The sequence below is a fragment of the Allobosea sp. AK1 genome, assembly GCF_006714945.1.
In the GTDB taxonomy this organism is placed as follows: domain Bacteria; phylum Pseudomonadota; class Alphaproteobacteria; order Rhizobiales; family Beijerinckiaceae; genus Allobosea; species Allobosea robiniae.
In genome coordinates, this window is record NZ_VFMG01000001.1 from 1,157,056 (window position 1) to 1,169,834 (window position 12,779).

11 protein-coding genes are annotated in these 12,779 nt (G+C 66.7%); 8 read left to right on the top strand and 3 right to left on the bottom strand.

What is annotated here, in order from left to right; all coding sequences use genetic code 11:
- Positions 1-51: 51 nt before the first annotated feature.
- From fghA to FHT98_RS05930, 3 genes are all read left to right on the top strand, one after another.
- Complete coding sequence (fghA, locus tag FHT98_RS05920) at positions 52-888, top strand: S-formylglutathione hydrolase (RefSeq protein ID WP_061969795.1); 837 nt, start codon at positions 52-54, stop codon at positions 886-888.
- 79 nt (positions 889-967) lie between these two features.
- The gene (locus FHT98_RS05925; protein WP_142113085.1) at positions 968-1,432 is read left to right on the top strand and encodes a low affinity iron permease family protein; all 465 of its coding nucleotides are present in this window, start codon (positions 968-970) and stop codon (positions 1,430-1,432) included.
- A 168-nt stretch (positions 1,433-1,600) separates the two neighbouring features.
- Positions 1,601-2,470 carry an outer membrane protein gene (locus FHT98_RS05930; RefSeq protein WP_061969797.1) on the top strand — a complete coding sequence of 290 codons (870 nt, stop codon included), beginning with the start codon at positions 1,601-1,603 and terminating at the stop codon, positions 2,468-2,470.
- Between the two features lie 56 nt (positions 2,471-2,526).
- On the opposite strand, the gene gpmI is transcribed toward FHT98_RS05930, so the two are convergent.
- On the bottom strand, positions 2,527-4,041 hold the full coding sequence (gene gpmI / locus FHT98_RS05935) for a 2,3-bisphosphoglycerate-independent phosphoglycerate mutase (protein WP_142113088.1): 1,515 nt from the start codon (positions 4,039-4,041) through the stop codon (positions 2,527-2,529).
- A 114-nt stretch (positions 4,042-4,155) separates the two neighbouring features.
- Between gpmI and FHT98_RS05940 the strand changes: the two genes are divergently transcribed.
- From FHT98_RS05940 to FHT98_RS05955, 4 genes are all read left to right on the top strand, one after another.
- Positions 4,156-4,905, top strand: coding sequence for a haloacid dehalogenase type II (locus FHT98_RS05940; protein ID WP_142113090.1), 750 nt, complete (start codon positions 4,156-4,158; stop codon positions 4,903-4,905).
- Positions 4,906-4,927: 22 nt separating this feature from the next.
- Positions 4,928-5,614, top strand: coding sequence for a glutathione S-transferase family protein (locus tag FHT98_RS05945; protein WP_142113093.1), 687 nt, complete (start codon positions 4,928-4,930; stop codon positions 5,612-5,614).
- Positions 5,615-5,746: 132 nt separating this feature from the next.
- Complete coding sequence (locus tag FHT98_RS05950) at positions 5,747-7,420, top strand: formate--tetrahydrofolate ligase (protein ID WP_142113094.1); 1,674 nt, start codon at positions 5,747-5,749, stop codon at positions 7,418-7,420.
- Positions 7,421-7,491: 71 nt separating this feature from the next.
- Positions 7,492-9,252 (top strand): sensor domain-containing diguanylate cyclase, encoded by a 1,761-nt coding sequence (locus tag FHT98_RS05955; RefSeq protein WP_142113097.1) that lies wholly within the window; start codon positions 7,492-7,494, stop codon positions 9,250-9,252.
- Positions 9,253-9,261: 9 nt separating this feature from the next.
- On the opposite strand, the gene FHT98_RS05960 is transcribed toward FHT98_RS05955, so the two are convergent.
- Positions 9,262-10,299 carry an L-idonate 5-dehydrogenase gene (locus tag FHT98_RS05960; RefSeq protein ID WP_061969807.1) on the bottom strand — a complete coding sequence of 346 codons (1,038 nt, stop codon included), beginning with the start codon at positions 10,297-10,299 and terminating at the stop codon, positions 9,262-9,264.
- Between the two features lie 130 nt (positions 10,300-10,429).
- On the opposite strand from FHT98_RS05960, the gene FHT98_RS05965 reads away from it, so the two are divergent.
- Positions 10,430-11,197: an SDR family oxidoreductase gene (locus tag FHT98_RS05965; RefSeq protein ID WP_142113099.1), complete on the top strand. Its 768-nt coding sequence runs from the start codon at positions 10,430-10,432 to the stop codon at positions 11,195-11,197.
- A 123-nt stretch (positions 11,198-11,320) separates the two neighbouring features.
- On the opposite strand, the gene glmM is transcribed toward FHT98_RS05965, so the two are convergent.
- Entirely contained in the window at positions 11,321-12,664 is a 1,344-nt protein-coding gene (gene glmM, locus FHT98_RS05970; RefSeq protein WP_061969809.1) for a phosphoglucosamine mutase, read from the bottom strand.
- Positions 12,665-12,779: the final 115 nt, after the last annotated feature.

Consider the following 12,779-nt stretch of genomic DNA (forward strand, 5'->3'; position numbering starts at 1 on the left):
GGCCGCCCCGGAATGACAGGCGTCGTGCCAAACTTCTGAAGGACCCGCCCAATGGAACTCCTCTCGTCCTCGAAGGCCTTCGGCGGCTCGCAGCGCGTCTATCGGCATGACAGCGCGGCTTGCGCCTGCCCGATGAACTTCGCGATCTACCTGCCGCATCAGATCGAGGACGGGCCGGTTCCGCTGCTCTGGTATCTCTCGGGCCTGACCTGCACGCACCAGAACGTCATGGACAAAGGCGAATACCGCGCCGCAGCGGCCGCCAACGGCATCGCCATCATCTGCCCGGATACGAGCCCGCGCGGCGAAGGCGTGCCGGACGAACCGGAGAACTGGCAGTTCGGCTGCGGCGCCGGCTTCTATCTCGACGCAACCGAGGCCCCCTATGCGAAGAACTACCGCATGGAGAGCTATATCCGCGACGAATTGCCGGAGCTGGTCGGCAGGCATTTCCCGGTCGACATGAACCGGCAAGGCATCTTCGGGCATTCCATGGGCGGTCATGGCGCGATCACCCTCGCCCTGAAGAATCCCGAGCGCTATCGTTCCGTCTCCGCCTTCGCGCCGATCACCCAGCCCTCGACGGCCGGCTGGTCGCGCCCGGCCTTCGAGAAATATCTGGGCCCGGACGAGACGCGCTGGCGCGCCTATGACTCGACCCTGCTGATCGCCGACGGCCACCGCGTCCGCGACCTGCTGGTCGACCAGGGCACCGCCGACGGCTTCCTCGAGGAAGGCCTGCGCCCGCAGCTTCTGGATGTCGCCTGCGCCGCCGCCGGTATCCCGCTCCAGCTGACCATGCGCGACGGCTACGACCACTCCTACAATTTCATCTCGACCTTCATGGCCCAGCACATCGCCTGGCACGCGGAACGCTTGACCGCATAAGGCGCCGCAGCGGGAACGGTCGCCACTCCGGCCGCGTTGAGAGCATCACAGCCTCAACCGGCCCAAGGGGGATCGTTTCATGGCCAAGCGCCGCATGCCGCAGAGCGACCGCTCGCTGTTCACGCGCCTGTCGCAAGCCGTCGCGCATTGGGCCGGCCGGCCGCAGACTTTTCTGGGCGCTGCGGCGCTCATCGTCGTGTGGGCGCTCTCCGGCCCGTTCTTCGGCTACAACGATACCTGGCAACTCGTCGTCAACACCTCGACGACGATCGTTACCTTCCTGATGGTCTTCATCATCCAGAACAGCCAGAACCGCGACACCGCGGCGATGCAGATCAAGCTCGACGAATTGATCTGCCGGCTGGAGGGCGCCCGTGAGGAGCTGCTCGATCTGGAGGAGCTCGACGAGGACAAGCTCGAAGCGATCCGGAACGAATTCGAGGCGATGGCCGCCAAGGCCCGCAAGCTCGCCACCTCCGCCGGGGCAACGCCCCTGCCCTCGCACGAACCGCGGACAGGCTCTTCTCCCTCCCCTCGGGCATGAAGTCCCACGCTATACGGGAATCCAACCGGGCTCCGGAGCTTTCTTCATCCGCCGGTAAGGTTAGCGCTTAAGGTTAAGTGTCGTTTAAGAAATCACTGGCATGTTCCTTCCCGTTGGTAACACGCGCGGGCTGCGTTCTTGCGCCGCGCAAACGCGAAGGACACTGCCATGGGCAGCCTGAAAACTCTCGCGCTGGCGGGCAGCCTGGCCCTCGGCGTCTCCGCCGCGGCACAGGCTGCGGATCTCGCCTACGCACCGCCGCCCCCGCCGCCGGAGCCGCTCGGCCTGAAGGGCACGATCTCGAGCGGCATCTATCTGCGCGGCGATATCGGCGTCGGCATCCAGAGCGTCGGCAAATATCACCAGGACGATGTCGCCCAGTTCGGCGGCGCCTTCTTCGGCAAGAGCGACAACGCCGCCTTCTTCGGCGGGCTCGGCGTCGGCTATCGCTTCAACAACTGGCTGCGCTTCGACGTCACCGGCGAATATCGCGGCGCCGGCCAGATCGGCGTGAACGACATCGTCTTCAACCCGTTCAACAACGGCAACCAGACCAACACCTACAAGGGCAACCTGACCTCGCTGGTCACGCTGTTCAACGGCTATTTCGACCTCGGCACCTGGAACTGCCTGACGCCCTATATCGGCGCCGGCATCGGCTTCTCGCAGAACCGCATCAGCGGGCTGACCGATCAGGGCTCACTGACCGGCAACTTCAACGGTTCCACGCTGGGCTATGCCAATAGCGGCAGCAAGACCGATCTCGCCTGGGCCCTGATGGCCGGCGTCGGTTACGAGGTGAACAAGAACCTGACCCTGGAAGTCGGCTATCGCTACCTGAACCTCGGCGATGCCCAGTCGGGCCGCCTGATCAACGCCTTCACCGGGCAGGTCCAGGCTCCGCTCAAGGCCAAGGACATCGAGAGCCACGATTTCCGCATCGGCATGCGCTGGAATTTCGGCGACCCGAACTGCTGCGGCCCGGTCGAGCGCGAGCCGATCGCCTACGCCCCGCCGCCGGTCGTGCGCAAGTACTGATCGTCCAGCCTATCGAAACACCAAGCGGCGCGGGCACCCCCGCGCCGCTTTGCTTTTCAGCGCAGCAGCGATTGCCCGGTCATCTCGGCCGGCTGCGCCAGCCCCATCAGCGCCAGCAGCGTCGGCGAGATATCGGCGAGACGTCCGTCGGCGAGCCCCTTGGCCTGCCCGCCGACCAGCATCAGCGGCACCGGGTTGGTGGTATGGGCCGTATGTGGCTTGCCCGTCACCGGATCGACCATCAGCTCGGCATTGCCATGGTCGGCCGTGACGAGCATCGCGCCACCCTGCCGCCCGATGGCCTCGGCAATGGCGCCGAGCCCCGCATCGACCGTCTCGACCGCCTTGATCGCCGCGGCGAGCACGCCGGTATGACCGACCATGTCGGGATTGGCGAAGTTGAGCACGACGAGATCGTAACGGCCTGAATCGATCGCCTCGACTGCTTTGCGCGTCAGTTCCGGCGCCGACATCTCCGGCTGCAGGTCATAGGTCGCGACCTTGGGTGAGGGCACCATCACCCGGTCCTCGCCGGCATAGGGCGTCTCCTCGCCACCGTTGAAGAAATAGGTGACGTGCGGATATTTCTCGGTCTCGGCCATGCGGACCTGCTTGCGCCCGGCCTTGGCGACGGTCTCGCCAAGGCCGTTGGCCAGCGTCTGGGCTGCGAACAGCATCGGCATGATCTTGTCGAGTTCGGCGCTGTAGGAGGTCATGCTGACCGCCTTGACCAGCACTGGCCGCCGCGAGCGGGTGAAGCCGGCGAAATCCGGTTCCAGCACGGCGGCGAGGATCTCGCGGATGCGGTCCGAGCGGAAATTGAAGCTGAGCAGCCCGTCGCCGTCCTTCATCCCGGCATAAGCGCCGATCGCAGCGGGCAAGATGAATTCGTCGGTGACGTTCTCGGCGTAAGCCGCGGCGATCGCGGCCTGCGCATCGGCGAAGCGCTCGCCCTCCCCCAGCACCATCGCCCGCCAGGCCTTCTCGACCCGCTCCCAGCGGTTGTCGCGATCCATCGCGTAATAGCGGCCGGAAACACTGGCGATGGCCGCGCCCGCCGGTAGCGCGGCGGCGAAGGCTTTCACGTACTCCGCCGCCGATTGCGGCGGCGTATCGCGCCCGTCGGTGAAGACATGGACATGCACGGTGACGCCCTGCGCGGTCAGGATGCGGGCGAGCGCCACCGCATGATCCTGGTGGGCATGGACACCGCCCGGCGAGACGAGGCCGAGAAGATGGCAGGCGCCGCCGCTCGCCTTCAACCCGGCGACGAGGCCAGTCGCTTCGAGAGCCCCGGCGATCGAGCCATCGGCGATCGCCTGGTTGATGCGCGGCAGGTCCTGCATCACCACCCGGCCGGCGCCGAGATTGAGATGGCCGACCTCGGAATTGCCCATCTGCCCGGGCGGCAGCCCGACATCGAGCCCCGATGTGTGCAGGAAGGCATGCGGTCCCGCCGCCCAGAGCCGGTCGAAATTCGGCGTGTTCGCCAGTCTGACGGCGTTGTTCTGGCTCTCATCGCGCCAGCCCCAGCCATCGAGGATCATCAGCATCACGGGGCGAGGCGGCATCGGCTTGACCTGTCTGGAACGGTGAAAGGTGCTTGTGCGGATACCATGCGCCACACGGCCGATGCGAGTGTTATGAAGGTTGGGAACGCGACGAAGCCGCAACGGAGGAGACGCATGTCGATCAAGGCGCTGGTTTTCGATGCCTATGGCACGCTCTTCGACGTCCAGTCGGTCGCGGCCGTCACCGACGCCGCCTTTCCCGGCCATGGCGCGACGATCACGCAGGTCTGGCGATTGAAGCAGCTCGAATACACCTGGCTGCGCGCCCTGATGGACCGCTACGAGGATTTCTGGACCGTCACCCGCGACTCGCTCGATTTCACGCTGAGAACGCTCGGCCTCGCCGCGTCGCCCGAGCTCGTGGCCAGGATCGCGGCAGCCTATGATGCGCTGTCCCTCTATCCCGAGGCCCGCACCGCACTCGAAGGCCTCGCCTCCTACCGCCTCGCCATCTACTCGAACGGCAGCCCGGACATGCTCAAGCGGCTCGTCGCCCATGCCGGCATCACCGACCTCCTGGAAACCGTGATCAGCGTCGACGAGATCGGCGTCTACAAGCCCGATCCGCGCGGCTATACCCATGTCGAGAAGCGGCTTGGCCTCGCCCGCGACGAGATCCTGTTCGTCTCCTCGAACGGCTTCTACATCGCCGGCGCCAAGGCGCATGGCTTCCATGTCGCTCGTATCGAGCGCGTGCCGGCCGGCCGGCTGCGCGGCGAGCTTGCTGCCGCTGCGACGATCGACCCCACGCTGATGTTCAAGGCGCTCCGGATGCAGCCGGAGCAGCTCGGCTTCCAGGCCGATGCGACCATTGCCGCGCTGACCGATCTCGTCTCCTATGTCGCCGGACTGAGACAGGCCTGACGCGCCGCGCGTGGAGACCCCGATGATCAAGCTCTACTACCACCCCTCGCCGAACCCGGCGAAGATCGCGCTGTTCCTGGAGGAGGCCGGCCTGCCCTACGAGATGGTGCCGGTCGATACCCGTAAGGGCGAGCAATTCAAGCCGGACTTCCTCGCGATCAACCCCAATGCCAAGACCCCGGCCCTGACCGATGGCGACGTCACTGTCTTCGATTCCAACGCGATTCTGCTCTACCTCGCCGAGAAGACCGGCCAGTTCCTGCCCGAGGACACGCCGAAGGCGCGCGGCGAGATGCTGTCCTGGCTGATGTTCGTCGCGACCGGCATCGGCCCCTATTGCGGCCAGGCGGTGCATTTCAGCCGCTTCGCGCCGGAGAAGCTGCCCTATGCCATCAACCGCTACGCCCGCGAGGCCGAGCGGCACTGGGGCATCGTCAACGACCTGCTCGCTGGCCGCCGCTACATGCTGGGCGACCGCTACACGCTGGTCGATATGTCGATCTGGGGCTGGGCGACGCGGCTCTCCTTCGCCGTGGGCGAGACATGGCCGGAGCTGTTCCCGCATGTGAAGCGCCATCTCGACGAGATTTCGGCCCGCCCCGCCGCGCAGCGCGCCGTCGCCCTCAAGGACCAGTTCGCCTTCAAGGCTGATTTCGATGCCGAGGCCCGGAAATTCCTGTTCCCGCAGAACGCCCATCTGGCTGGCTAAGCCAGCCCCGCGCCGCCTGTGCATCATGGCCGCCCCGCCGGCAATAGCGCTGGCGGCGGCGAGGTTTTCGCGCCAGTGTCCGCGCGGTCCGCGCTCGGGAGACGCGGGCAGGACTAGCCTCCGAGAGGACGAATGCCGACCGATATCGAGATCGCGCGCGTAGCCACGCTGCAGCCCATCGCCACGATCGCCGCAAAGGCGGGCATCCCCTCCGAGGCGCTGAACCCCTACGGCAAGTACATCGCCAAGATCGACACGCAAGCGATCCCCGGCTTCCAGGCGAAACCCGACGGCAAGCTGATCCTCGTCACCGCGATCAGCCCGACGCCCGCCGGCGAAGGCAAGACCACGACCACGGTCGGCCTCGGCGACGGGCTCTCCCGCATCGGCAAGCGCGCGATGATCGCGCTGCGCGAGCCCTCGCTCGGCCCGAGCTTCGGCATGAAGGGCGGCGCCGCCGGCGGCGGCTATGCCCAGGTCGTTCCGATGGAGCAGATCAACCTGCATTTCACCGGGGATTTCCACGCGATCACCAGCGCGCATAACCTGCTGGCGGCGATGATCGACAACCATGTCTACTGGGGCAACGGGCTTGGCCTCGACACCCGCCACATTGCCTGGCGGCGCGTGATGGACATGAACGACCGGGCGCTGCGCTCCATCGTCTCCTCGCTCGGCGGCGCCAGCAACGGCTTCCCGCGCGAGGACGGCTTCGACATCACCGTCGCCTCCGAGGTGATGGCGATCTTCTGCCTCGCGCGCGACGCGGCCGACCTCGAAGCCCGCCTCGGCCGCATCGTCATCGGCCGCACGCGCGACAAGCGCCTCGTCACCGCCGCCGACATCAAGGCGACCGGCGCGATGAGCGTGCTGCTCAAGGACGCGCTGATGCCGAACCTCGTGCAGACGCTGGAGGGCACGCCCGCCTTCGTTCATGGCGGCCCCTTCGCCAATATCGCCCATGGCTGCAACTCGGTGATCGCGACGAAGGCCGCACTGAAGCTCGCCGATTACGTGGTGACGGAAGCCGGCTTCGGCGCCGATCTCGGCGCCGAGAAGTTCTTCGACATCAAATGCCGCAAGGCGGGCTTAAAGCCCGCCGCTGCCGTTGTCGTCGCCACCGTCCGCGCCCTCAAGATGCATGGCGGCCTCGCCAAGGACGCGCTCGGCCGCGAGGACCTGAAGGCACTGGAGGCAGGGCTTTCCAACCTCACGCGCCATGTCAACAATCTCAGGAAGTTCGGCGTGCCGCCGATCGTGGCGATCAACAACTTCACCAGCGACACCGCCGCCGAGCATGAATTGATCCGCAACTATTGCCGCAACCATCTCGGCGTCGAGGCGGTGATCTGCCGGCACTGGGCCGAGGGTGGCGCCGGCACGGAGGAGCTCGCCCGCAAGGTCGCCGCGCTCGCCGACGAGGGCGAGGCCGATTTCGCCCCGCTCTATCCCGATGCCATGCCGCTGCGGCAGAAGCTGGAGACGATCGCGCGCGAGATCTATGGCGCCGGCGGCGTCGCCATCGATGCCAAGCTCCAGGCCCGCTTCGCCGAGCTGGAGGAGGCCGGCTTCGGCGACCTGCCGGTCTGCGTCGCCAAGACCCAGTATTCCTTCTCGGCCGATCCGACTTTGCGCGGCGCGCCCTCCGGTCACACCGTTCCGCTACGCGAGCTCCGGCTTTCGGCTGGCGCCGGCTTCGTCGTCGCGATCTGCGGGGACATCATGACCATGCCCGGCCTGCCGCGCGAGCCGGCGGCCGAGCGCATCCATATCGATACGCAGGGGCGGATCGAAGGGTTGTTCTGAAGGCTGTCTTCTTAAAGCTTACGCAACGGATCGGCCCCTACCCTGCGCAATCCCGCAAGGAAGTCGATCCGATGAGCCAGGCCGAGGCCGGTCTGCCCCGCACGTACAGCCTGAAGACCCGGGTCATGGGCTGGACGCTCGCCATCCTGGTCGCGATCGCGCTTCCCGCCGGCGTGGCCTTCCTGTGGCTCGTCGACGCGACCGTGGTGAAGCTCGGCACGCTCGTCGCCGAAAAGCAAATCCTGTTCGATCGCTATCGCGGGCTGGAAGCGCTGATGCGCGAGGTCTCGCTGGCCGAAACCGTCGCCCGCTCGCCCGCGATCGTCGACTGGGCCGAGAACGAGGCAGACCCGGTGAAGGCCGAGCGCGGCCTGGCCGAACTGGAGCATTACCGCCAGTCCTTCCGGGACCGCAGCTACTTCACCGTCATCGCCGGATCGGGCAACTATTACTTCAACGACAGGGACAACAGCTACGAGCACGATCGCAAGCGCTATACGCTCTCGGCTGGCAATCCGCGCGACGGCTGGTACTACAAGACCGCAGCTTTGGGATCCGGCTGCCACCTCAATGTCGACAACGACGACAATCTCCGCGTCACCAAGGTCTGGATCAACTGCGTCATCCGCAAGGACAGCCGTGTGCTGGGCATCATCGGCACCGGGCTCGACCTGACGCAGTTCATCCGCGAGGTCGTCGACATCCCGCAGACCGGCGTCCAGAGCATGTTCGTCGATCGCAGCGGCGCCGTGCAGGCGCATCGCGACGCGAACCTCGTCGACTTCCACAGCCTGACCAAGGACATCGCGTCCAAGAAGACGATCTACCAGCTCGTCGACAACGATCCCGATCGCAGCCTGCTCGGCGAGATGATCGCCCGCGTCGGAGCCGGCGACGATCTCGTGCAGTCGCGCTTCATGCATGTCGGCGGCAAGCGCGTGCTGGTCGGCGTCGGCTATCTCGACCGGCTCGGCTGGTTCAACGTCACGGTGATGGATATCGACCGCATCATCGACCGCAGGCTGTTCCTGCCGCTCGGCCTGCTGTTCGGGGCGGTCCTGCTGGCGGCGGCGGCCCTGATGACCCTTCTGTTCAAGCGCGCCGTGCTCGACCGGCTGGCGCGCGTCGAACATGCGGCCAGTCATGTCCGCGCTCGCGAGTTCCGCGCCGTCGCGATCGATGCCGGTCGCGACGAGATCGGCCGGCTGTCGCAGGCCTTCGGCACGATGGCCCGCAGCGTCGAGGAGAACACCGCGCGGCTCGAGGAAGCCGTGCGCGAGCGCACCGAACAGCTCGAACGGTTGGCCCATGCCGATCCGCTGACCGGCGCCCTCAACCGGCGTGGCTTCGAGCAGGCCTTCGAAAAGAGCCGTAGCCGCGCCGGGCGGACCGGGCATCAGGCGGGGCTGCTGCTGGTCGATCTCGACAATCTCAAGCCGCTCAACGATAGCCATGGCCACCAGAGCGGGGACGAGGTGATCGCCGAGCTCGCCCAGCGGATGACCGCGCTGCTGCGCGACCGCGACATCTGCGCGCGCTGGGGCGGCGACGAATTCATCCTGCTCTTGGACAATGTCGATCGCGACGCCTTGTCAGCCATCGCCGCGGCGATCGTCACGGCGGCTGCGGAGCGCCCCGTCACCCTCGGCAACGGTGCCTCCGTCACGGTCAGCACCAGCATCGGCGCGACCCTGCTGGAGCCACAGGATACCTTGACCGACGCCACGCGCCACGCCGACGAAGCGCTCTATGTCGCCAAGCGCAACGGCCGCAACGGCTTCGCCATCAGCCCGCCGAAAGAGGTCTCGCTCCGCCGGCGCAGCAACGGTTGAAACCGGTCATCAGGCGAAGTCGAGCTGAACCTTGATCGCCTTCGACTTGTCGGCGGCGAGGTCGAACGCCTCGACCGCCCGGTCGACCGGGATCGATGCGGTCAGCAGCGGCGACAGGTCGATCGAGCCCGAGCCGATCATCGCCACCGCCCAGTCGAATTCCTCGTGGAAGCGGAAGGAACCGCGCAAGTCGAATTCCTTGGCGACGACGACGTTCATCGGCAGCGTGAACTGACCGCCGACGCCGATCTGGACGATGACACCGCCCGACCTGACCACGTCGAAGGCTCCCGTCAGCGCATGCTGGTTGCCGGAGGCCTCGAACATCACGTCGAAGGCGCCCTTCTCCGCGCCGTACTCGGCCTTGAGCCGCTCGGGCTCGGCCGCGACATTGACCGTCGCGGTCGCCCCCATCTTGCGCGCCACCGGCAGCGGCCCGTCGACAACGTCGGTCGCGACGATCTCGGAGGCGCCCGCCGCCTTGGCGGCCAGGATGGTCAGCGCGCCGATGGGCCCGGCACCCGTCACCAGCACGCGCTTGCCGAGCAGCGGCCCGGCCCGCTTGGCGGCATGAAGGCAGACCGAAAGCGGCTCGGCGAACGCCGCTTCCGCAGCGGTGACGCGCGGCGCCACCTTCACCGCCTGCCGCTCCTCGACCACCAGCACATCGCGGAAGCCGCCCTGCACATGCGGGAAGCGCATCGCCGAGCCGTAGAACAGCATGTCCGTGCAGTGCTGCTGCAGACCCATCTGGCAATAGCGGCAATGGCCGCAGGCGCGGCTCGGATTGACCGCGACGCGATCACCCGGCTTCACCCGCGAGACCTCGCCGCCGATCGCCTCGACCCTGCCGGCGATCTCATGGCCGAGGATCATCGGCTCGCGCACGCGGATCGTGCCGAAGCCGCCATGCAGGTAGTAATGCAGGTCCGAGCCGCAGATGCCGCCGGCCTCGATCCGCACGCGCACGTCGCGCGGCCCGAGCTCCGGAGCGGTCGTCGGCTCGACCCGCAGATCCTTCTCGGCATGAATGACGACGGCACGCATGGCACGCTCCCGAATTCACCGCGCGACGGCGCGCGGCACCATTGTCTAATCGATTGAAACCTGCTTACCCAAAGCGGCGCCCCGGGCGCAAACCGAAATCGCCGCATCCGGCATTTTGCGAGGATACGCCATGTCGCTGTCGCTGTTCAGTCTCGCCGGCAAGATCGCCCTCGTCACCGGCTCGGGCCAGGGCATCGGCCTCGCGCTGGCCGAGGGGCTCTCGGATGCCGGCGCCCATGTCGTGCTGAACGGGCGCGACAAGGCGAAGCTCGAACGGGCGCAGCAGGCGCTGATCGCCGCTGGCCGCAAGGCCTCGATCGCGCCCTTCGACGTCACCGACCAGAAGGCGGTCGAGGCCGGCGTCGCCATGATCGAGGCCGAGATCGGCCCGATCGATATCCTCATCAACAACGCCGGCATGCAGAAGCGCGCGCCGATCACCGAATTCCCGGTCGAGGGCTGGCACGACGTGATCAATACCAACCTGCATTCGGTGTTCTACGTCACCCAGGCCGTGACGAAGCGCATGGTGCCGCGCAAGCGCGGCAAGATCATCAGCATCGGCTCGGTGATGAGCGAGCTCGGCCGCGCCACCATCATCCCCTACACGGCGTCCAAGGGCGCGGTGAAGATGATGACGCGGGGCCTCGCCGCCGAGCTCGGCAAGCACAATATCCAGGCCAACGCCATCGGCCCCGGCTATTTCGCCACCGAGATCAACGCCGCGCTGATCGCCGACGAGGCCTTCTCGAACTGGGTCTGCAGCCGCACGCCGGCCGGGCGCTGGGGCGAGACGAAGGAGCTGGCCGGCGCCGCGATCTTCCTGTCCTCGGCGGCGAGCGACTACGTCAACGGCCACCTGCTGATGGTCGATGGCGGGCTGACCTCGGTGGTGTGAGGCCTATCCGTCATTCTCGGGCGAAGCGAAGCGCAGACCCGGGAATCTCATGACGAGAAAGCACCGGAGCCTCCTCCGGCAGGAGATGCTCAGGGCTCAAGCCCGAGCATGACGTGCCCTTTATCAGGCCGCAGCCTTGGTCACCGCCTCGACGACATCGTCGACAGCACGCTCGACCAGGTCGCGGTCGTCGCCCTCGGCCATGACGCGGATCACCGGCTCGGTGCCGGAGGGGCGGATCACCAGGCGGCCGCTCTCGCCGAGCAGCAGCTTCGCCGCCTCGATCGCGCTGACCACCTGCTTCTCCTCCAGCGGACGGCCCTTCTTGTAGCGGACATTCTTGAGGATCTGCGGCAACGGCTCGAAGCAGTGGCAGACTTCCGAGACCGGCTTGTCCATCCGCTTGACCACGGCGAGCAGTTGCAGCGCCGCGACGAGACCGTCGCCGGTCGTGCCGAAATCCGAGAGGATGATATGGCCCGACTGCTCGCCGCCGAGATTGAAGCCGTGGTTGCGCATGTGCTCCAGCACATAGCGATCGCCGACCGCGGTCCGGGCCAGCGACAGGCCCAGGCCCGCGAGATACCGCTCCAGTCCGAGATTGGACATGATCGTCGCGACGATGCCCGGCGCCGAGAGTCGGCCGTCCTCCAGCCAGGAGCGCGCGATCACGGCCATCAATTGGTCGCCATCGACGATGTGCCCCTGCTCGTCGACCACCAGCACCCGGTCGGCATCGCCGTCGAGCGCGATGCCGACATCGGCGCGCAATTCCCTGACCTTCGCCACCAGCGTCGCGGGATGGGTCGAACCGACATCATGGTTGATGTTGAAGCCGTCGGGCTCGTTGCCGATGACGATGACCTCGGCACCCAGCTCCCAGAGTGCTTCCGGCGCCACCTTGTAGCCGGCGCCATTGGCGCAATCGAGCACGATGCGCAGCCCCTCGAGGCTCATGTTGCGCGGCATGGTGCGCTTGGCGAACTCGACATAGCGCGCATCGGCGCTGTCGATGCGCTTGGCCCGGCCGAGCTTCGGCGAGGCGGAAAGGCGCGGCGTCAGGTCGCCATCGATCAGCGCCTCGATCTCGCGCTCGACCTCGTCGTTGAGCTTGTAGCCATCGGGGCCGAACAGCTTGATGCCGTTGTCCTCATAGGCGTTGTGCGAGGCGGAGATCATCACGCCGAGATCGGCGCGCATCGACCGTGCCAGCATGGCGACCGCCGGCGTCGGTATCGGGCCGAGCAGCATCACGTCCATGCCGACCGAGGTGAAGCCTGCAACCATGGCGTATTCGATCATGTAGCCGGAGAGGCGGGTATCCTTGCCGATCACGACGCGGTGGCGATGTTCGCCGCGGCGGAAGGCGAGGCCCGTCGCCTGGCCGACCTTCAGAGCGAGGTCCGGCGTGATGACGCCGTTCGCCCGCCCGCGAATGCCGTCCGTTCCGAAATATTTGCGCGTCATCGTGATTCGGTTCCATGGAGCGCATCGCGCTCGTTTCCGGCGTTCTATAGCCAAAAAACCTTTCCGCCTTCTCACAAATTATGACGGAGCGTGACATCGCGCCCGGGCAAACGAA